This window comes from Telluria antibiotica, from assembly GCF_011682055.1.
GTDB classification, from domain to species: Bacteria; Pseudomonadota; Gammaproteobacteria; order Burkholderiales; family Burkholderiaceae_D; genus Telluria; species Telluria antibiotica.
The window spans coordinates 664,691-682,418 of the sequence record NZ_JAAQOM010000001.1; the positions used below are offsets into that span (position 1 = coordinate 664,691).

19 protein-coding genes are annotated in these 17,728 nt (G+C 67.5%); 4 read left to right on the plus strand and 15 right to left on the minus strand.

What is annotated here, in order from left to right; genetic code table 11:
• Nucleotides 1-85: 85 nt before the first annotated feature.
• Entirely contained in the window at nt 86-1,546 is a 1,461-nt protein-coding gene (gene guaB, locus HAV22_RS02670; RefSeq protein WP_166856175.1) for an IMP dehydrogenase, read from the minus strand.
• 154 nt (nt 1,547-1,700) lie between these two features.
• On the opposite strand from guaB, the gene HAV22_RS02675 reads away from it, so the two are divergent.
• Nucleotides 1,701-2,222, plus strand: a complete 522-nt coding sequence (locus HAV22_RS02675) for a DUF4124 domain-containing protein (RefSeq protein ID WP_166856177.1) — start codon at nt 1,701-1,703, stop codon at nt 2,220-2,222.
• Between the two features lie 50 nt (nt 2,223-2,272).
• Here HAV22_RS02675 and HAV22_RS02680 read toward each other — a convergent pair whose 3' ends face one another.
• Both HAV22_RS02680 and HAV22_RS02685 read right to left on the minus strand, forming a co-directional pair.
• Nucleotides 2,273-2,584 (minus strand): RnfH family protein, encoded by a 312-nt coding sequence (locus tag HAV22_RS02680; RefSeq protein ID WP_166856179.1) that lies wholly within the window; start codon nt 2,582-2,584, stop codon nt 2,273-2,275.
• Nucleotides 2,577-3,008 carry a type II toxin-antitoxin system RatA family toxin gene (locus HAV22_RS02685; RefSeq protein ID WP_166856181.1) on the minus strand — a complete coding sequence of 144 codons (432 nt, stop codon included), beginning with the start codon at nt 3,006-3,008 and terminating at the stop codon, nt 2,577-2,579. Before HAV22_RS02685 ends, HAV22_RS02680 begins: the two co-directional genes overlap by 8 nt.
• An 80-nt stretch (nt 3,009-3,088) precedes the next feature.
• Here HAV22_RS02685 and smpB point away from each other — a divergent pair, with 80 nt between their 5' ends.
• A complete protein-coding gene (gene smpB, locus HAV22_RS02690; RefSeq protein WP_036228601.1) occupies nt 3,089-3,538 on the plus strand; it encodes an SsrA-binding protein SmpB in 450 nt (149 codons plus the stop codon).
• Between the two features lie 39 nt (nt 3,539-3,577).
• Here the strand turns inward: smpB and HAV22_RS02695 are convergent, their stop codons facing one another.
• The 9 genes from HAV22_RS02695 to HAV22_RS02735 all read right to left on the minus strand — a co-directional run bounded on the left by HAV22_RS02695 (nt 3,578) and on the right by HAV22_RS02735 (nt 10,572).
• Nucleotides 3,578-5,455, minus strand: coding sequence for a GGDEF domain-containing protein (locus HAV22_RS02695; RefSeq protein ID WP_166856183.1), 1,878 nt, complete (start codon nt 5,453-5,455; stop codon nt 3,578-3,580).
• Nucleotides 5,456-5,523: 68 nt separating this feature from the next.
• Nucleotides 5,524-6,720 carry a multidrug effflux MFS transporter gene (locus HAV22_RS02700; RefSeq protein WP_166856185.1) on the minus strand — a complete coding sequence of 399 codons (1,197 nt, stop codon included), beginning with the start codon at nt 6,718-6,720 and terminating at the stop codon, nt 5,524-5,526.
• Between the two features lie 176 nt (nt 6,721-6,896).
• Nucleotides 6,897-7,583, minus strand: coding sequence for a signal peptidase I (gene lepB / locus HAV22_RS02705; protein ID WP_166856187.1), 687 nt, complete (start codon nt 7,581-7,583; stop codon nt 6,897-6,899).
• Between the two features lie 103 nt (nt 7,584-7,686).
• Nucleotides 7,687-8,037 (minus strand): hypothetical protein, encoded by a 351-nt coding sequence (locus HAV22_RS02710; protein WP_166856189.1) that lies wholly within the window; start codon nt 8,035-8,037, stop codon nt 7,687-7,689.
• Between the two features lie 32 nt (nt 8,038-8,069).
• Complete coding sequence (locus HAV22_RS02715) at nt 8,070-8,354, minus strand: SDR family NAD(P)-dependent oxidoreductase (RefSeq protein ID WP_166856191.1); 285 nt, start codon at nt 8,352-8,354, stop codon at nt 8,070-8,072.
• 3 nt (nt 8,355-8,357) lie between these two features.
• Nucleotides 8,358-9,281, minus strand: a complete 924-nt coding sequence (locus HAV22_RS02720; protein ID WP_166856192.1) for an SPFH domain-containing protein — start codon at nt 9,279-9,281, stop codon at nt 8,358-8,360.
• A 28-nt stretch (nt 9,282-9,309) separates the two neighbouring features.
• On the minus strand, nt 9,310-9,681 hold the full coding sequence (locus HAV22_RS02725) for a hypothetical protein (RefSeq protein WP_166856194.1): 372 nt from the start codon (nt 9,679-9,681) through the stop codon (nt 9,310-9,312).
• Nucleotides 9,678-10,100, minus strand: a complete 423-nt coding sequence (locus HAV22_RS02730; protein WP_166856196.1) for an NfeD family protein — start codon at nt 10,098-10,100, stop codon at nt 9,678-9,680. Before HAV22_RS02730 ends, HAV22_RS02725 begins: the two co-directional genes overlap by 4 nt.
• Nucleotides 10,101-10,197: 97 nt before the next feature.
• Nucleotides 10,198-10,572 (minus strand): hypothetical protein, encoded by a 375-nt coding sequence (locus HAV22_RS02735; RefSeq protein WP_166856198.1) that lies wholly within the window; start codon nt 10,570-10,572, stop codon nt 10,198-10,200.
• A 314-nt stretch (nt 10,573-10,886) separates the two neighbouring features.
• On the opposite strand from HAV22_RS02735, the gene HAV22_RS02740 reads away from it, so the two are divergent.
• Entirely contained in the window at nt 10,887-11,858 is a 972-nt protein-coding gene (locus HAV22_RS02740) for a tetratricopeptide repeat protein (protein ID WP_166856200.1), read from the plus strand.
• A gap of 53 nt (nt 11,859-11,911) precedes the next feature.
• On the opposite strand, the gene ppsA is transcribed toward HAV22_RS02740, so the two are convergent.
• Nucleotides 11,912-14,356, minus strand: a complete 2,445-nt coding sequence (ppsA, locus tag HAV22_RS02745; RefSeq protein ID WP_208296017.1) for a phosphoenolpyruvate synthase — start codon at nt 14,354-14,356, stop codon at nt 11,912-11,914.
• Nucleotides 14,357-14,643: 287 nt separating this feature from the next.
• On the opposite strand from ppsA, the gene ppsR reads away from it, so the two are divergent.
• On the plus strand, nt 14,644-15,492 hold the full coding sequence (gene ppsR, locus HAV22_RS02750) for a posphoenolpyruvate synthetase regulatory kinase/phosphorylase PpsR (RefSeq protein ID WP_166856202.1): 849 nt from the start codon (nt 14,644-14,646) through the stop codon (nt 15,490-15,492).
• A 53-nt stretch (nt 15,493-15,545) separates the two neighbouring features.
• On the opposite strand, the gene HAV22_RS02755 is transcribed toward ppsR, so the two are convergent.
• Nucleotides 15,546-16,481, minus strand: a complete 936-nt coding sequence (locus tag HAV22_RS02755) for a DUF2071 domain-containing protein (RefSeq protein WP_166856204.1) — start codon at nt 16,479-16,481, stop codon at nt 15,546-15,548.
• A complete protein-coding gene (locus HAV22_RS02760) occupies nt 16,482-17,693 on the minus strand; it encodes an EAL domain-containing response regulator (RefSeq protein WP_166856206.1) in 1,212 nt (403 codons plus the stop codon).
• Nucleotides 17,694-17,728 lie beyond the last annotated feature (35 nt).

The following is a 17,728-nucleotide window of genomic DNA, read 5'->3' on the forward strand; positions in this document are numbered from 1 at the left end:
TGCCCACCCTACGTCAGATGGTATTCGTAGGGTGGGCATTGAGGCCAGTGGCCTCAAATGAAACGTGCCCACCTTGGCCGATCGATTATTCGGTACGGTAGTTCGGCGCTTCTTTGGTGATCTGCACGTCGTGCACGTGCGATTCACGCATGCCGGCCGACGTGATCTCGACGAACTCCGCCTTCTCGCGCAGTTCTTCGATCGTCGCGCAACCGCAATAGCCCATCGACTGGCGCACGCCGCCGACCAGTTGGTAGATGATCGCCAGCACGCTGCCCTTGTAGGCGACGCGGCCTTCGATGCCTTCCGGGACGAACTTGTCGGCCTTGCTCGACGCTTCCTGGAAGTAGCGGTCGGCCGAGCCTTCGGCCATCGCACCCAGCGAACCCATGCCGCGGTAGCCCTTGTAGCTGCGGCCCTGGTACAGGATCACCTCGCCCGGCGCTTCTTCCGTGCCGGCGAACATGGAGCCCATCATGACGGTGTGCGCACCGGCGGCCAGCGCCTTCGAGATGTCGCCCGAGTAGCGGATGCCGCCGTCGGCGATGCACGGCACGCCCGTGCCGGCCAGCGCTTCGGCCACGTTCGAGATCGCCGTGATCTGCGGCACGCCCACGCCCGCCACGATACGCGTCGTGCAGATGGAGCCGGGGCCGATGCCGACCTTGACGGCGTCCGCGCCCGCTTCCACCAGCGCGCGTGCGGCAGCGGCCGTCGCGATGTTGCCGCCGATGACGTCGACGTGCGGGTACGTCGTCTTGATCCATTTCACGCGGTCGAGGATGCCCTGCGAATGGCCGTGCGCCGTATCGACCACCAGCACGTCGACGCCGGCCTTCACCAGCAGCTCGACGCGTTCCTTGTCCTTGTCGCCCACGCCCACGGCCGCGCCCACGATCAGCTTGCCCTGCGCATCCTTCGATGCATTCGGGTGCTCGTGCGACTTCAGGATGTCCTTGACCGTGATGAGGCCGCGCAGTTCGAACTCGTCGTTCACGACGAGCACGCGCTCCAGGCGAAACTTGTTCATCAGGCGCTTCGCTTCGTCCGTGCCGGCGTCTTCCTTGACGTACACGAGCTTGTCGCGCGGGGTCATCTTGGCGCGCGCCTCGGCGTCCAGGTCTTCCTCGAAACGCAGGTCACGGTTCGTGATGATGCCGACGACCTGCTTGCCCTCCACGACCGGGAAGCCGCTGATGCCGTGTTGCTGGGCCAGCGCCAGAACTTCGCGGATCTTCATCGTCGGCGGAATCGTGATCGGGTCGCGCAGCACGCCCGCTTCGAAACGCTTGACACGCGCGACTTCGCGCGCCTGGTCGGCCGGACGAAGATTCTTGTGGATGATGCCGATACCGCCCTCTTGCGCCATCGCGATTGCGAGGCGGGCTTCGGTCACGGTGTCCATGGCGGCGGACAGCAGCGGAATGTTCAGCGAGATATTCCGGGTCAGCTTCGTGCGCAGGGACGTGTTGGCCGGGAGGATGTTGGAGTAGGCCGGGACGAGCAGCACGTCATCGAACGTGAGTGCTTTCTGGAGAAGACGCATAGTTGATTTCCTATAGGCGCAAAAGCGAATTATACAGAAACTCCAGGAAAACGTCGCCGCCTTGCCAGAAAACGACCGGAATTACCGCAATGCGGCAATTGACAGTGGGCGCGCGGCATGGCGAAATCAGGGTATGACGCAAGGAAATAATCCGATGAAACCGATCCGCTGTTTGCGCGCGCTGTGCGCCGGCGCTGCGCTGCTGCTCGCGCCGTATGCGCATGCCCAATACTCGTGGATCGACGACCACGGCACGCGCGTGTTCTCCGACCGCCCGCCGCCTGTGGGGACGCCCGCATCGCGCATCCTGCAGGCGCCGCGCTCGGCAACTGCAGCGACACCGGTCGAGGCAGCAGTCCCGACGACGGATGTCGACAAGGCCTCGCCGGCGGCAGGCGCGAAGCACGCACTGCCGACCTTGGCCGACCGCGAAGCGGCGTACCGCGAACGCACTGCGCGGTACGAGGCCGACGCGCGCGAGGCAGCCGAAACAGCGCGGCTCAAAGTCGAGCACGCCAACGCCTGCACGGCCGCGCGCGAAGAGGAATACTTCATGAAGAAGACGAGGCGGATGATCGGCGTAAACGAAAAAGGTGAACGCGCCGTGCTGACGGACGAGGACAAGGCTGCCCGCCTCGCGCGTGCACGGCGCGTGCTGGCCGGGTGCCCCGGGTAGGGTGGGCACCCCGTGCCCACGCGTAACGCAAGCGCTCCGCCTCCGCTAGACTACGCGGCCGGCGCCTGCGTCGACTGCTTCTTGGCTGCGCGCTTGCGGCGCGAATCCTTCGGGTCCGCCACGAGCGGACGATAAATCTCGATACGGTCGCGCTCGCGCAAGACCGTGTCCAGCGCCTTCTTCTTGCCGTAGATCCCCACCGGCTGCGTCACCAGGTTGATGTCCGGGAAGCTCGCCAGCACGCCGCTCCGCTCGATGGCCTCGCCGACCGTCGTGCCAGGCGTCACGCGCAGCGGACGGACGAACTCGTGCTGCGCCGTCGCATACGCCACAACCACTTGCAATTCCCCCGGCTCAGCCATAGATAACCTCGGCGCGCTTGCAGAACGAATCGACCATCGTGTTGGCGATCATGCCGAACACGGGGCCGACCAGCTGCTCGAGGATGACGCTCGAGAACTCGTACTGCATGTCGAAGTCGATCTTGCAGGCGTCGGCGCGCAGCGCCTTGAAGCTCCACGTCGCTTCCAGCATCTTGAACGGACCGTCGACGAGGTGCATCTTCATCTGCGTGGGACGCTGGTTGTGGTTCGACGTCGTGAAGCTTTGCTTAACGCCGTGGAAATTGATTTGCAGGCAGGCCACCAGCTTGTCGTCGCTGCGCTCGAGCACTTTGACGCCGCTGCACCAGGGGAGGAATTTCGGATAGTCCTCGACTTTCGCGACGAGGTCGAACATCTGTTCGGCGCTGTACCCGAGGAAAACTGATTTGTGCACTACTGCCATTGGTCAACCGTTTGTTATGATGTTGGTTACGTTGCATTTTTCAACGATAGTTTAACCGACGCGCGGAAATTAGCGATTCCATGAGTATTATTGACAATAAAAAAGCCTTTTTCGACTACTTCATCGAGGACCGCTACGAAGCCGGCCTCGTGCTCGAAGGGTGGGAAGTGAAGGCGATCCGCGACGGCCGCGTGCAAATCAAGGAAGCGTACGTCGTCGTGCGCAACGGCGAGCTGTACCTGTTCGGCGCCCACATCAGCGCCCTCACGACGGCGTCCGCCTGGAGCCATCCGGAAGCGCTGCGCACCCGCAAGCTGCTGCTGCACAAGGCCGAGATCGACAAGCTCGTCGGCAAGGTCGAGCGGTCCGGCTACACCCTCGTTCCCCTCAACCTGCACTTCAAGGGCGGCCGCGTGAAATGCGAAGTCGGCCTCGCCAAGGGCAAGAAACAGCACGACAAGCGCGATACGGAGAAAGACCGCGACGCCAAGCGCGAAGTCGAGAAGGCGATGAAACAACACCGCCGCTGAGCGGCCCGCGGCCGCACCGCCGCCGAGCGGCTCCCTCCGTCAGGCCGCGGCCAGCTCCACGCGGTTGCGGCCGCCCTCCTTCGCGGCGTACAGCGCCGCGTCCGCGCGCCGGCACAGCGCGTCGAGCGTGTCGTCCGGGCCCGTCCAGGCCGCGACGCCGATGCTGACGCTGGGCCGCACGCCAGCCGGCAGGCCGGCGCAATCGATGTCCGCGACGGCCGCCCGCAGCCGCTCCGCCGCGCCCAGCGCATCGTCTTCCGTCGCACCGGCCAAGAGCGCCACGAATTCCTCGCCGCCCGTGCGCCCGATCGCGTCGCCCGGCCGCAGCGCCACGCGCAGCACATGCGCGACCCGCTGCAGCACCAGGTCGCCGGCCGCGTGGCCGTGGCGGTCGTTGATGTGCTTGAAGTGATCGATGTCGAGCGCGGCCAGCGCGAGCGGGCCGCCCCGTGCGCACGCCGCCGCGCACGCCTCGTCGGCGAGCGCCATGAAGTGGCGGCGGTTCGGCAGGCGGGTCAGCTCGTCCGTCAGCGCCAGGTCGCGCATGCGCCGGCTGAAGCGGCGCTGGCGCACAGCGACGATGCTGAGCATGACGACCAGTCCCGCGCACGCGCCGAGGGCGACGTATTGCCAGCGCCGTACGTGGCGCGCGGCGTCCAGGTCGCGCCGCTGCAACGTGTTCTGGTATTGCAGCTCGGCGTTGTGCAAGCGCGCCTGCTCGGCCTGGAACTGCACGCGCAGGCGCGCCATGCGTTCGTCCAGCGTCTGCTTCTCGATGTCGCGCTGCGCCTCGCCCATCGCGCGCTGCGCGCCATATGCCGCGCGCCAATTGCCCGCCTGGGCGAACGCGAGCGCCCGCTCTTCGTGGACCTTGACGAGGAACCGCATGTTGCCGCCAGCCGCGAAATAGCGGCGTGCCGCTTCCAGGTCGACCAGCGCATCGAGCGGGCGTCCGGCGCGCCGGTACGCGGCGCCGCGCGACAGCCGCAAGGTTGCGACGGCGTCCGCGTCGCGCGGCGCATGCGCCTGCAGCAGGGTGGCCGCCTCGCCCAGCAGCGCGAGCGCGTGCACGTGGTCGTCCGACTTGGACAGGATGACGCCGTAGGCACGCTTGTCTTCCGCGATGTCCTCCGGCGGCGCGCCTCGCGCCTCGTCCAGCTGCAGCGCGGTGGCGAAGTGGCTGCGCGCGCGCGCCAGGTCGCCGATGTTCTCGAGCGTGGTGCCGATGTTGAAGTGCGCCGTGGCCAGCTCGCGCTCGCCTCCTGCTTGTCCATGCTCGGCCAGCAGCCGCGCGTACGTGTCGAGCGCGGCGTCGTAGTCGCGCACGTTGGCGTCGCCGTACAGATTCGCCAGCGCGTTCAGCACATAGCTTTCGTTGCCGCGGTTGCCCAGGCGGTGTTCGATGGCGTACGCCTCCTGCAGGTCGGCGATCGCGTCGCCGTACAGGCCGCGCACGTGACGCTGCTCGCCGCGCAGCGCGAGGGCGCGCGCGAGCGCCACGTCGTCGCCGGTCCGGCGCCCCTGCTCGATGCCGACATCGTATTCGGCCAGCGCGTCGTCGACGCGCTGCGACCGTTCGTACGCATAGCCGCGGCACACGTGCACGTACGGCGCGTCATGGTTGGCGGGATCGGCGAGCAAGGCGGCGGCGAGGTCGATGGCGCGCGCGGGCTCCGTGTACGCCAGCACCCAGCAGCGCGCCGCCTCCACGTCCAGCAGGTCGCGCTCGGAGCGGCCGCGCGCCGCCGCGGCAAGCGCCTCGAGCTGCCGCAGCGCGGCGGCGGCATCGGTGTCCGCGAGCTTTTCGGCCTGCGCCACCTGCGTCCGGACGTCCGCCGCGGCCGGCGCGCACGCGGCCGCGGCGACGAGGCCGGCCTGCAGCAGGTGGAAAACGAAAGTGCGAAGCGAAGTGCGCATGGCCGACGGTCGGTGGACAATCCCGGCAATATACATCATCGTGTCCGCGGCCGGCCGTTCGCGGCGGGTCAGGCCGTCGCCACCCGGCCGCGCGCCAGCGCCATCCCCAGCTGGCAGGCCAGGAAGCTGCCGACGAGGCCCACGGCGACGCCGCACGCGAGCTTGAACGCGCTGTCGAACAGCAGCGGTGCAACGAGGCCGGAGACGAGCGCGAACGACATCATCTGGATGAACGCGAGCATCGACGACGCGAGGCCGCGGTTGTCGGGGAACAGCGCGAGCGCGCCCACCTGGATCGCGGGCATCGCCACGGCAAGGCCGAAGGTGTAGACCATCAGCGGCAGCACGGCCCACGGCACGGCGACGGCACCGCCCGCCAGCGCCGTATAGCCCACGTTCAGCATGCAGGCCAGCAGCATCGTCGCGAAGCCGATCGCGCGCATGCGCGGCGCGGGGATGCGCGCGGCGCGCTTGCCGCCCCAGGCCGAGCCGATCACCATGCCGCTGATCAGGGGGATGAACATCCAGGCGAACGCCGTCTCGGGCAGGTGCAGGATCTCCATCACGAAATTCGCGGCCGAACCGATGTACAGCGACAGGCCGCCGAACGCGAGCCCCACGGACAGCGACAGCAGCACGAATTGCGGATGGCCGAGCACCTTCAGGTAGTTGCGCGCGATGGCGACGCCGTGGAACGCGTGCCGCTTCTCGCGCGGCAGGCTTTCCGGCAGCAGGCGCCAGCTCGCGACCAGCATCACGGTGCCGAACAGCGCGAGGAACACGAACGTCGCGCGCCAGCCGAACGTCACGTGCAGCCAGCCGCCCAGCACGGGCGCGATCGCGGGCGCGAGGCCGAACACCATCATGATGTGCGACATCATGCGCTGCGCGTCGGCGCCGCTGAAGCGGTCCTGCACGATCGCCTGGCCGATCACGGAGCCGGCGCCGGCCGACATGCCCTGCAGCGCGCGGAACAGCAACAGCCAGCCGAACGTGGGCGCCAGCGCGGCGCCGGCGGACGCCAGCGTGTAGATCGTCAGCGCGACGAGGATGACGGGACGGCGGCCGAAGGAATCGGACAGCGTGCCGTAGAACAGCATTATGAACGCGAACATGAACAGGAACACCGACAGCGTCTGCTGCACGGCCACGGGGCCCACGTCGAACGCGCGGCCGATGGCGGGAATGGACGGCAGATACGTGTCGATCGCGAGGGCGCCCACCATGCCGAGGCAGGCGAGGATGACGGTCAGGAGTCTTTGCATATGCATGCCTTGAATAGAACATCGGCACTGCACCATGCGAGCGTCCGAAGGCGAAATTGTAGCGGGAATCGCAAGAACCGTCCCGGCGCGCCGCCGCGCCTTTGCGGCGGCGGCGCGCGTAATACCGAGGGCACGCAGGCGCAGCCAGTGCCGCCTGCGCGCGCGCGATGATTGAATCAGTCCTGGCGGTACAGCGACATGCCGAAGCGTTCCGTGCGCGGCATCCAGTTGCCCTGGTAGTCGGCGGAGACGAGCACGCGCTCGGCGCGCCCCACGAGCAGCTTGCGCGGCACGAGGCCGATCACGCGCGAGTCGGCGCTGTTGTCGCGGTTATCGCCCAGCATCAGGTATTCGCCCTGCGGCACGGTGACGGGGCCGAACGTGCGCGGCGCCATCACGTCCGGCATGATCTGGATGTGGCGGCGCGGCTGCGCGCCCTTGCCGTCCCACGATTCGGCCAGCTGCAGCGCACGCATCGCCGCGCCACCGACGGAATCGAGCGACTGCTCCACCATGCGATAGTCGGCACCGCGGCCGTTGATGTACAGGCGTTCGTTGCGCATCTCGACGACGTCGCCCGGCAGCGCGACGACGCGCTTGATCAGCAGCGTCCGGTCGCGCGGCGAGCGGAACGTGACGATGTCGCCGCGGTGCGGCTCGCCCAGGTGCGCCAGCACGACGTCCGTCAGCGGCACCTTCAGGTCGAACGCGAGCCGGTTCACGAGCACGACGTCGCCTTCCAGCAAATTCGGATGCATCGACGCGGACGGGATCGGATTCCAGTCCGCCACGGCCGTGCGGAACACGCCGAACAGGATGAGAAACGCCAGGAAACCTTTGTTGTTGCGCACCCAATTCTTCATTCAGGACCCCGCTCGTGGTTATGGTTGGCCGTGCTTGGGGTGTTATACGCGGCTTCGGCGGGGCAAGGCTTAACAGAGGATTAAATGGCGCCATGCCGATGGGCTAGGCGAGCCCGATGTGGACGGCCATGCCGACCCACACGGCGAACGCCGCGGCCGCGAGATAGGCCGCGTAGGCAAGCAGCGCCTGCCCCCGCTCGCCGCCGCGCCGGCTGCGCACGAGGTAGTATGGGATCGTCGCCACCGTGAACGCGACGAGGGCCACGCTGAGCCAGCGCGACCGCCGGTAGCCGCGCGCGTCGCTGTCGCCGCGGTACCACAGGAAGCACAGGTAGCTGACAGCGACGCCCACGGCCAGGTGCAGCTGCGCCGCATCGTCGGCGCGGCTCGCATCCAGCAAGCCCGTCGCGGCCATCAGGATCATCACCCACAACACGACACGCTGGTGGCTCATCGCGGCTCCTTGCGCGCCGCGGAGGCCCTCCGTCAGCGCGGTTTGACGTCGTCCTTGAGAGCGGCCAGGGCAATGCGTTCGACCAGGCCGGGAACGACCAGCTTAAGGATCCGGCCAAGCTTGCCCTTGAGCGTCATCACGACTTCGCGCCGGCGCCCGTCCATGCCCGCGATGATCCGGCGCGCGCATTCCACCACCGTCATCGCGCCCTCTTCGCGCAGCCCGAGGGCCACGCCGCCGCCGTCGCGCGCCGCGAGCTGGCGCGCGATCTCCGCGCCGATGCCGTCCGACGCGCCCGTGACGACGACGACCCGCACCCGTTACGCCTTTTGCGACTTCACGATGGTGAGGGCCGACGCGATCAGGCCGCTCATGTCGCCCAGGTCGGCGGGGACGATGATGGAATTGTTCGTCTTCGCGAGCTTGCCGAACGCGTCGACGTAGTGCTCGGCCACGCGCAGGTTCACGGCGTCGATGCCGCCCGGCGACCGGATCGCCTCGCCGACCTCGCGCAGCGCGCTGGCGCTGGCGTCGGCCAGCGCGATGATGGCGGCGGCCTCGCCCTGCGCGCGGTTGATGGCGGCCTGCTTCTCGCCCTCCGAGCGGGCGATCGAGGCTTCGCGCTCGCCGGTCGCGATGTTGATGGCTTCCTGGCGCCGGCCTTCGGACGCGGCGATCAGCGCGCGCTTCTCGCGCTCGGCCGTGATCTGGCGCTGCATCGCGTGCAGGATCTCGGCGGGCGGCGTGAGGTCCTTGATCTCGTAGCGCAGCACCTTGACGCCCCAGTTGGCGGCCGATTCGTCGATCGCGTTGACGACGGTCGTGTTGATGTGGTCGCGCTCCTCGAACGTCTTGTCCAGCTCCATGCGGCCGACCACGGAGCGCAGCGTCGTCTGCGCCAGCTGCGTGATGGCCTGGATGTAGTTCGACGCACCATACGATGCGCGCATGGCGTCCGTCACCTGGAAGTACAGGATGCCGTCCACCTGCAGCTGCGTGTTGTCCTTCGTGATGCAGACCTGCGGCGGCACGTCGAGCGGGATCTCCTTCAGGCTGTGCTTGTAGGCCACGCGGTCGATGAACGGCACGACGATGTTGAGGCCGGGCGCCAGGGTGGCGTGGTATTTGCCGAGGCGTTCGACCACCCACGCGTGCTGCTGGGGCACGACGTTGATGGTCTTGAACACGAAGACCAGGGCGACGATGAAGATCACCAGCGCGACGGTTCCAAACGAGAATCCCATGGTTGTCCTTTCGAAGGGCGGAAGAAGTTCAGGCGACGCCGGGAGCGAACGCCAGGTAGACGGTGCCGCCGGCCACGCCCGCGGCGATCATCAGCAGTCCGAAGCCGGCGAGCCGCAGCAGCGCCGCACCGCGCTGCCCGGCCGGACGGCTGCGCACGAGATAGTACGGCACGGCGACGATCGCTGCCATGACGATGCCGATGTTGAGCAGGACGGTGCGCCGGTACAGGCGCGCATCGCTGTCGAGGCGATACCAGCTGAAGATCAGGAAGCTGAACAGCAGCGTGGACAGGACGATCCAGCCGTTGGCCTGGACGCCCGAGGTCTTCGCACGCGCGTCGACCACGCCATACACGAGCATGGCCGCGAGCAGCAGGATGCGGACGTGCGCCTTCGTCATGGATTCGCCACCACGAGCCGGCTGCCGTGCACCTCGACGATGCGGAACTCGCCCGCATGGGGCGCGACGCCGTGCGTCAGCTCCACGTCCCACAGGGCGCCACGGTACATGACGCGCGCGCGGCCGTTGTCCCAGGCGGGCACCGTGACGCGCTGGCCGATGTCCAGGTTGACGTTGCGGTCGCGCTGGGCGTCGGTGCGCGCCGGATGGCCGAAGCGCGAGCGGTGCAACAGGCCCGTCGCGAGCACGCCGACGATGGCGGCGACGATGGCCTGCGCGGGAACGCCGGGGCCGGCCAGCGCGACGATGGCGCCGGCCGCGAGGCCGATGGCGATCATCAACAGATAAAACGTCCCGGTGAACAGCTCCAGGATCACGAGCACGCCGGCCGCTACGAGCCAGCCCATCCAGTCAGCCATGATCTCCTCCGTAATCGGATCCCCGGCCGCTCCGCGACGAGGGTTGCACGAGGGCGGCGCGAACGTCAGCGCCAGTCTACTGCGTCTGCGCGCGGCGTCAACGGCCCTGCTGGTTGCGGCGGGCCGCTTCCGGCTTCAAGACGGACGACGCCTGGGGCGCCGCACACGCGCGCGTGCAGCGCAGGTAGGTCGCGTCGCACTCCCCGGCGTGGCCGAGCCGGCGTCCCGCCGTGCCGACGTTCTCGATCGCCTGCGATGCGGGCGTGGCCACCTCGTGCTGCGCCGCCCGGGCCATCGGGTTTCTGTCGGGCATCAAGCCCTCGGAACGGTCCGCGGCCAGCTCCGGGACGTTCGCACGGCATTCGCGCCGTTCGCTGTCGCACAAGGACTTGCACAAGGTCGGCTCGGCGGCGCGGGCGGCGCCCGCCCACATCATGCACATCAATACCGGCAATACGGTGAAACGTTTCATCGACAATCTCCAGCAGGTTCAGGTTTTGCCAAAGTGTAACGTTTTTCCTCGTAGAGTCAAAATTTATTGCTCAGTTCCCAACATTTGACGAAGGATCGTCGTGCCGCGGGGCCCCGGCCACCTTGCCGATGAAACAAGGAAACTTTACGAGATGTTAATGTTGTTGTCCTCACGCCAAGCGTATCCTCCCGTATCCCGGTATTGACCGATATCGCAAAGCGAGGTCATCACCAGGGAAGATCAATTTCCAAGTGGAAATGAAATTTGATAATGCCTGCATTGCCCCCACTGAAAATTGCTCACTGGAGACCATCATGTTCCAACGCCTGCTCGCTGCGTTCCGCACCCGTCCGCCCGCCACGCAGCGCGCCGCCGCCCACGACGCGATCGTGGCCGCGGGCGAGCACGGCCGCCACACGGCGATGCCACGGGACGAATGGCGCGACAAGGTCCTGCACCCGCGCCTCAAGCAACACTGGAACACGCCGGACGCCTTGTACGGCACCATCATGGCCGCGCTGGCCGACGGGTTCGCGCCGGAGCTGATGACGTCCGCCGCGCGCCTCGTCCAGATCGACGATCTGCCGGAACGGAGCCATGCCACGCAGGGCATCGTCCTGTTGGAAAGCGGCCGGCCCGACGAAGCGGAGGCCGTGCTGCGGGCAGGCATCCGGGTCGCCGGCGAGACGGCCGTGCTGCTGACGAACCTCGCCAAGGTCGCCCACTACCGCGGCGACGCGACGGCCACGGCCGACCTGCTGCGGCGCGCCGTCCGGCTCGACCCGAACTACGAGCGCGCGCTGAACGGCTGGCTCGCCATCGAGCGCGAGCGCGCCGGCGAAGGCGGTTTCCTGCACGCGCTGCGCGACGCATGCGCCCTGCCCGGCAGCTGGCGCGCGCGGCTCATGCTGGCCCGCCACCACCTCGCGGCCGGCGACCTGCCGGCGGCGCGCGACGAGTACACCGCGGTGCTGGCCGCCGCCGACGTCGACGGCAGCGCGCTGACGACGATGTCCGCCGACCTGGCCCGCCACGGCCACACGGGGCTCGTCGTCACGCTCGTGGGGCCCGTCTACGAACCGGCGATGCACGGCGCGCAGGCCGGCTTCAGCCTGTTGCGCGCCTGCCTCGAGACGCAGCGCGTGGCCGACGGCGAAACGCTGCTCGCGCGCCTGCGCCCGCTCGCGACACCGCCGTTGGCGCGCCAGCTCGATGAATTCCAGCGGGCGTTCGACCGGCTGCACGCCGCGGCCCCGGCCGCGGAGCAAACCGCAGCACGCGCCTGACGCATAAAAAAACCGCTGCAGCAGCAGCGGTTTTTCGTTGGACGCTCAAACGATCAGAGCGACGCCAGCTTCTGCCACGTGTCGATCACGGAGTCCGGATTCAGCGACATCGACTCGATGCCCTGCTCCACCAGCCACACGGCGAAGTCCGGATTGTCGGACGGCCCCTGGCCGCAGATGCCGATGTACTTGCCCTGCGCGCGGCAAGCCTTGATCGCCATCGACAACATCGCCTTCACAGCCGGATCGCGCTCGTCGAAGTCCTTCGCGAGCAGCTCCATGCCCGAGTCGCGGTCGAGACCCAACGTCAGCTGCGTGAGGTCGTTCGAGCCGATCGAGAAGCCGTCGAAGTACTGCAGGAACTGCTCGGCCAGGATCGCGTTGGACGGCACTTCGCACATCATGATGACGCGCAGGCCGTTCTCGCCGCGCTTCAGGCCGTACTTCGCCAGCAGGGCGATGACCTTCTCGGCCTGGCCCAGGGTGCGCACGAACGGGATCATGATCTCCACGTTGGTGAGGCCCATCTCGTCGCGCACGCGCTTCATGGCCATGCATTCCATCTCGAACGACTCGGCGAAGTCCTCGGCGAGGTAGCGCGCGGCGCCGCGGAAGCCCAGCATCGGGTTTTCCTCGTCCGGCTCGTAGCGCGAGCCGCCGATCAGCTTCTTGTACTCGTTCGACTTGAAGTCGGACAGGCGCACGATGACGGGCTTCGGCCAGAACGCGGCGCCGATCGTCGCCACGCCTTCGGCAAGCTTGTCGACGTAGAACGCGCGGGGCGACGCGTGGCCGCGCGCGACCGACTCCACGGCCTTTTTCAGGTCGTTGTCGATGTTCGGGTACTCGAGGATGGCCTTCGGGTGCACGCCGATGTTGTTGTTGATGATGAATTCCAGGCGGGCCAGGCCCACGCCGCCGTTCGGGATCGACTGGAAGTCGAACGCGAGCTGCGGGTTACCGACGTTCATCATGATCTTGGTCGGGATCTTGGGCAGGTCGCCGCGCGCCGTCTCCGTCACTTCCGTTTCCAGCAGGCCGTCGTAGATGCGGCCCTCGTCGCCCTCGGCGCAGGACACGGTCACGAACGTGCCGTCCTTCAGCGTCTCCGTCGCGTCGCCGCAGCCGACGACGGCCGGTACGCCCAGTTCACGTGCGATGATCGCCGCGTGGCACGTGCGGCCGCCGCGGTTCGTCACGATGGCGGAAGCGCGCTTCATGACGGGTTCCCAGTTCGGGTCGGTCATGTCGGCGACGAGCACGTCGCCCGGCTGCACGCGTTCCATTTCGGACGGGTCGTTGATGACGCGGACCGGGCCGGCGCCGATCTTCTGGCCGATCGCACGGCCGGAGGTCAGCACGGTGCCCGTGCCCTTCAGCTTGAAGCGCTGCTGGGAATCCGTCGCCTTCTGCTGCGACTTCACCGTTTCCGGGCGCGCCTGCAGGATGTACAGCTTGCCGTCGCGGCCGTCCTTGCCCCACTCGATGTCCATCGGGCGGCCGTAGTGCTTCTCGATGATGACGGCGTATTTCGCCAGCTCGACCACTTCGTCGTCCGTCAGCGAGTAGCGGTTGCGCTGCTCGACCGGCACGTCGACGGTCTGCACGGAGCGGCCGGCCTTGGCTTCCTTCGTGAATTCCATCTTGATCAGCTTGGAGCCGATGTTCTTGCGGATCACGGGCTTCTTGCCCTGTGCCAGCATCGGCTTGTGCACGTAGAACTCGTCCGGGTTCACGGCGCCCTGCACGACGGTCTCGCCCAGGCCGTAGCTCGACGTGACGAACACGACGTCCTGGAAGCCCGATTCCGTGTCGATGGTGAACATGACGCCGGCCGCGCCGGTGTCGGAACGGACCATGCGCTGCACGCCGGCCGACAGCGCGACTTCCGCGTGCGTGAAGCCTTTATGGACGCGGTACGAGATGGCGCGGTCGTTGTACAGCGACGCGAACACGTGCTTCATCGCTTCCAGCACGTTGTCGATGCCGACGACGTTCAGGAAGGTCTCCTGCTGGCCCGCGAACGAGGCGTCCGGCAAGTCTTCCGCGGTGGCCGACGAGCGCACGGCGAACGACACTTCCGTGTCCGAATCGGCCACGAGGCGGTCGTAGAAGCTGCGGATTTCCTGTTCCAGGCGCGGCTGGAACGGGGTGTCGACGATCCACTGGCGGATTTCCGCGCCGGCTGCCGCCAGCGAACGGACGTCGTCGATGTCCAGGCCTTCCAGGCGCGTCGCGATGCGGTCGCCGAGGGAGGCGCCGCCGTCGATCGAGTGGTTCAGGAAGTCGCGGAAGGCCTGCGCCGTCGTGGCGAAGCCGCCCGGCACGCGCACGCCGGCTTCGGCCAGCTGGCTGATCATCTCGCCGAGCGACGCATTCTTGCCGCCGACGGATTCGACGTCGGTCATGCGCAGGGTCTCGAACGAGGCGACGTACACGCTTTCGGCCGAGGCTGTTGGATCGGGCGCCTTCAGTACTGCATTCGACAGGTTAGTCATGGTAAAACACCTTTTTGATGATGGAAATCTGTACGGCTGGCTGCCGACGTCCCGGTGACGACACAGCCTGGCGAGGCGGCGGCGGCTGGCCGGGCGTTGCCGTGCGGGACACGGCTGCGCTCCTGGCCGGCTTCGCGCGGCAGGCTGGTCGGGTTTGCGGGGGATTTCTTGTTATTCTTGGCGTCGTACAGCACAATCAAAACCAGTTGCCGAGCATTTTACCCCGTGCGACTGGGTTACACAGCCCTAGGGCTGCAACTTTGTCATTCTCTATTCAAAAAAACATCATGTCCCACCCGAGCACCCCAGACAGTCCGGCCACCGCCCGCACCGTTTTCTTCGTTTCCGACGGCACCGGCATCACGGCGGAGACCTTCGGCCACGCGGTGCTGAGCCAGTTCGAGATGCGCTTCCGCCAGATCCGCCTGCCCTTCATCGACACGATCGAGAAGGCCTACGAGGCCGCGCGCCGCATCAACGACGTCGCCATCGCCGACAACCAGCGCCCCATCGTGTTCTCCACCCTCGTCAAGCACGACCTGTCCGCCGTGATCCGCGCCGCCCAGGGCATGCACATGGACCTGTTCCAGACCTTCGTCGCTCCGCTCGAGCAGGAGCTGCGCGTGAAGTCGACGCACACGATCGGCCGCATCCACAACGTCGTCGACACGGAGGAATACAAGAACCGCATCGAGGCCATCAATTTCTCGCTGGCGCACGACGACGGCCAGTCGCACAAGAACCTGGCGGATGCGGACGTGATCCTCGTCGGGGTGTCCCGTTCCGGCAAGACGCCGACGAGCCTCTACCTGGCCATGCAATACGGCATCAAGGCGGCGAACTACCCGCTGATTCCGGACGATTTCGAGCGCGGCAAGCTGCCGTCGGCGCTGCCGCCGTTCAAGCACAAGATCTTCGGCCTGACCATCACGCCGGAACGCCTGTCCGAGATCCGCAACGAGCGGCGCGCGGGCAGCAAGTACGCGTCGCTGGCGAATTGCCGCTACGAGGTGAACGAGGCCGAGCAGTTGATGCGGCGCGAAGGCATCCGCTGGCTGTCGTCGACCACGAAGTCGATCGAGGAGATTTCGACGACGATCCTCCAGGAGATCAAGCCCGATCGCCGCGAGTATTGAGCCGCGTGGCGGGACACGGTTGGTGGGCACGGGGTGCCCACCCTCCGGCCAGCTTATCGTAGGGTGGGCTCCCCGAGCCCACCGGAACGCGGATCCGCCAGCACCGTTTCCGATAGCACCCTGAACGGTACTTGCGGCACGAGGAAACACAGCGGCTCGCCCGCCGCCGGCAGCGCATCCAGCAGCGAACACGCGACGGGTCCCGCCGGCACGAGCGCCCGCACGGCATCGAGCGGAATCGGCAGGTCGATGTGCGACAGCACGAGCTTCCCGAGCCGCGCCGACCAGCCCAGCGCCGCGTCCTGGCACGCGAGCATCGTCACGGCATCGTTCCAGCTCGCGAACGCGGCGGCGAAGTCCGGCGGCAGCGCGGGCCGCACGGCCGGGGCCACCGTGCACGCGAACGACGGCGCGCTGCCGTCCCCCGGCTCGATGCGGGTCGCGTAACCGTCTCCACGCGGGCCGTGCGAAAAATGCGCGGGCCGGTGCGTCTGCATGATGTCGCTGAACAGGCGCGTGGCCGCGACATAGGCCCCGTTGTCGATGATGTTTTCCAGGAACCAGACCGTCTGCGGAGGCGCCCCCGGCGGCAGCGGGCCGTCCAGGTACAGGCGCCAGTTGCTCTGCAGCGGCGACGGGAACAGGCGCCGCAAGGGTCCCGCCAGCGCAGGACCGAAATGGCCGTGCCGGTACGTCAGCACCGTGAGCGGCGTCTTCCCTTCATGCGTCCACAGGCGCAGTCCGGCCGGCAGCAAGGCCGCCGCGGCGCGCGCATCGACCATCCACGTGACGTAGACGACGTCGGCGACGTCGCTGCGCAAGACGGGAAACGGCAGGCGCGCAAACAGGGCAAGCCGCACGCGGGCGAGCGTGCGCGCATTCAGCACGCGGGCGAGCAGGCGTCCGGCAACACCGGGATACGGATGGCGGTAGGCGCCGCGCGCGCGTGACGCGCTGGCGGTGGCCGTGGGCGGTGCCGAGCCGTCCATTCAGAAGAAGTGGCGCCAGTCCTCGAGCCAGCCGGGGAATTCGTCCGCGGCCATCGGGTTGGCGATGTGGTAGCCCTGCGCGTACGTGCAGCCGAGGTCCTGCAGGAAGTCCCAGTCCTGCCGGGTCTCGACGCCGACGGCGACGGACATGCGATCGAGGCTGTGCGCCAGCCCGAGGCACGATTTCAGCACGGTGCCCAGCGGCCGCTTCTTCGACGCGCCGTCGACGAACGAGCGGTCGATCTTGAGTTCCGAGAACGGGATGCGCGCGAGGATCTGCAGGTTCGAGCGCCCCGTGCCGTAGTCGTCGATGGCGAGGCCGAAGCCCATCATGCGCAGGCGCACGAGGCGCTCGATGAAGTCGGCGTCGAAGCTGAGGATCGACGATTCCGTCATCTCGAACGTCAGGTAGTCGGGCAGCACGCCGTGGCGCGTCATCGTCGACGCCACCTGGCGGATGAAGTTCGGGTGCGCCAGCGTCTCCGGTGCGAGGTTCAGCGAGATGGAGATCGGGATGCCCTGGTCGTGGTAGCGGCGGCAGCGCTCCACCGACATTTCCAGCATGGTCCAGTCGAGGAAGTCGATGCGGTTGTTCTGCTCCAGCGCGCCGATGAACGCGGACGGCCCCAGCATGCCGTGGTCGGGATGGCGCCAGCGGGCGAACGTCTCCAGGCTCTTCACCTGGCCCGTCGCCAGCTCGATCTTGGGCTGGAAGAACGGTTCGAACTGGCGCTTCTGCAGGCCGACGCCCACCTCGGCGAACGAAAAGCTGGGACCCGGCTGCGGCGGCGCCGGCCGGCCCGGCGGCTGGTAATTGTCCAGCAAGGCCTTCAGCTTCGTGCTCGTGACGGGCTTGGCGATCGTGCCCAGCAGGTCGACGCCGTGCGCCTGTGCGAGGCTCTCGACGGAAAACAGGACGCTCGCAGGCTGGGCGCCTACGACGATCAGGCGCACCGTGGATTTCAATGCGGCGATGGCACGCAGCAGTTCCAGGCCGTCCATGCCGCCCAGGTCGAGGTCGATGATGGCGACGTCCACCTTGGGCGTGAAGCTGGCCTGCAGGGTGCGCAGCGCCATCGGGCCGTCCGGCACGTCCGTGACGCGTGTCGCGCCCACCTGGCCCAGCGCCTCGATCAGCGCGCGGCGCTGCACCGGGTCGGCCTCCGCCACCAGGAAATGCAAAGACTGCAACTGCGATTGCCCCATGTCCATCTCAACTCCATCGATACGTGGACGAAGCGTAACCT

What these genes read in the sequence shown, in the direction of transcription:
- guaB (WP_166856175.1), bottom strand. Translation starts at nt 1,546, where the DNA reads ATGCGTCTTCTCCAGAAAGCACTCACGTTCGATGACGTGCTGCTCGTC.
- HAV22_RS02675 (WP_166856177.1), top strand. Translation starts at nt 1,701, where the DNA reads ATGAAACCGATCCGCTGTTTGCGCGCGCTGTGCGCCGGCGCTGCGCTG.
- HAV22_RS02680 (WP_166856179.1), bottom strand. Translation starts at nt 2,584, where the DNA reads ATGGCTGAGCCGGGGGAATTGCAAGTGGTTGTGGCGTATGCGACGGCG.
- HAV22_RS02685 (WP_166856181.1), bottom strand. Translation starts at nt 3,008, where the DNA reads ATGGCAGTAGTGCACAAATCAGTTTTCCTCGGGTACAGCGCCGAACAG.
- smpB (WP_036228601.1), top strand. Translation starts at nt 3,089, where the DNA reads ATGAGTATTATTGACAATAAAAAAGCCTTTTTCGACTACTTCATCGAG.
- HAV22_RS02695 (WP_166856183.1), bottom strand. Translation starts at nt 5,455, where the DNA reads ATGCGCACTTCGCTTCGCACTTTCGTTTTCCACCTGCTGCAGGCCGGC.
- HAV22_RS02700 (WP_166856185.1), bottom strand. Translation starts at nt 6,720, where the DNA reads ATGCAAAGACTCCTGACCGTCATCCTCGCCTGCCTCGGCATGGTGGGC.
- lepB (WP_166856187.1), bottom strand. Translation starts at nt 7,583, where the DNA reads ATGAAGAATTGGGTGCGCAACAACAAAGGTTTCCTGGCGTTTCTCATC.
- HAV22_RS02710 (WP_166856189.1), bottom strand. Translation starts at nt 8,037, where the DNA reads ATGAGCCACCAGCGTGTCGTGTTGTGGGTGATGATCCTGATGGCCGCG.
- HAV22_RS02720 (WP_166856192.1), bottom strand. Translation starts at nt 9,281, where the DNA reads ATGGGATTCTCGTTTGGAACCGTCGCGCTGGTGATCTTCATCGTCGCC.
- HAV22_RS02725 (WP_166856194.1), bottom strand. Translation starts at nt 9,681, where the DNA reads ATGACGAAGGCGCACGTCCGCATCCTGCTGCTCGCGGCCATGCTCGTG.
- HAV22_RS02730 (WP_166856196.1), bottom strand. Translation starts at nt 10,100, where the DNA reads ATGGCTGACTGGATGGGCTGGCTCGTAGCGGCCGGCGTGCTCGTGATC.
- HAV22_RS02735 (WP_166856198.1), bottom strand. Translation starts at nt 10,572, where the DNA reads ATGAAACGTTTCACCGTATTGCCGGTATTGATGTGCATGATGTGGGCG.
- HAV22_RS02740 (WP_166856200.1), top strand. Translation starts at nt 10,887, where the DNA reads ATGTTCCAACGCCTGCTCGCTGCGTTCCGCACCCGTCCGCCCGCCACG.
- ppsA (WP_208296017.1), bottom strand. Translation starts at nt 14,356, where the DNA reads ATGACTAACCTGTCGAATGCAGTACTGAAGGCGCCCGATCCAACAGCC.
- ppsR (WP_166856202.1), top strand. Translation starts at nt 14,644, where the DNA reads ATGTCCCACCCGAGCACCCCAGACAGTCCGGCCACCGCCCGCACCGTT.
- HAV22_RS02755 (WP_166856204.1), bottom strand. Translation starts at nt 16,481, where the DNA reads ATGGACGGCTCGGCACCGCCCACGGCCACCGCCAGCGCGTCACGCGCG.
- HAV22_RS02760 (WP_166856206.1), bottom strand. Translation starts at nt 17,693, where the DNA reads ATGGACATGGGGCAATCGCAGTTGCAGTCTTTGCATTTCCTGGTGGCG.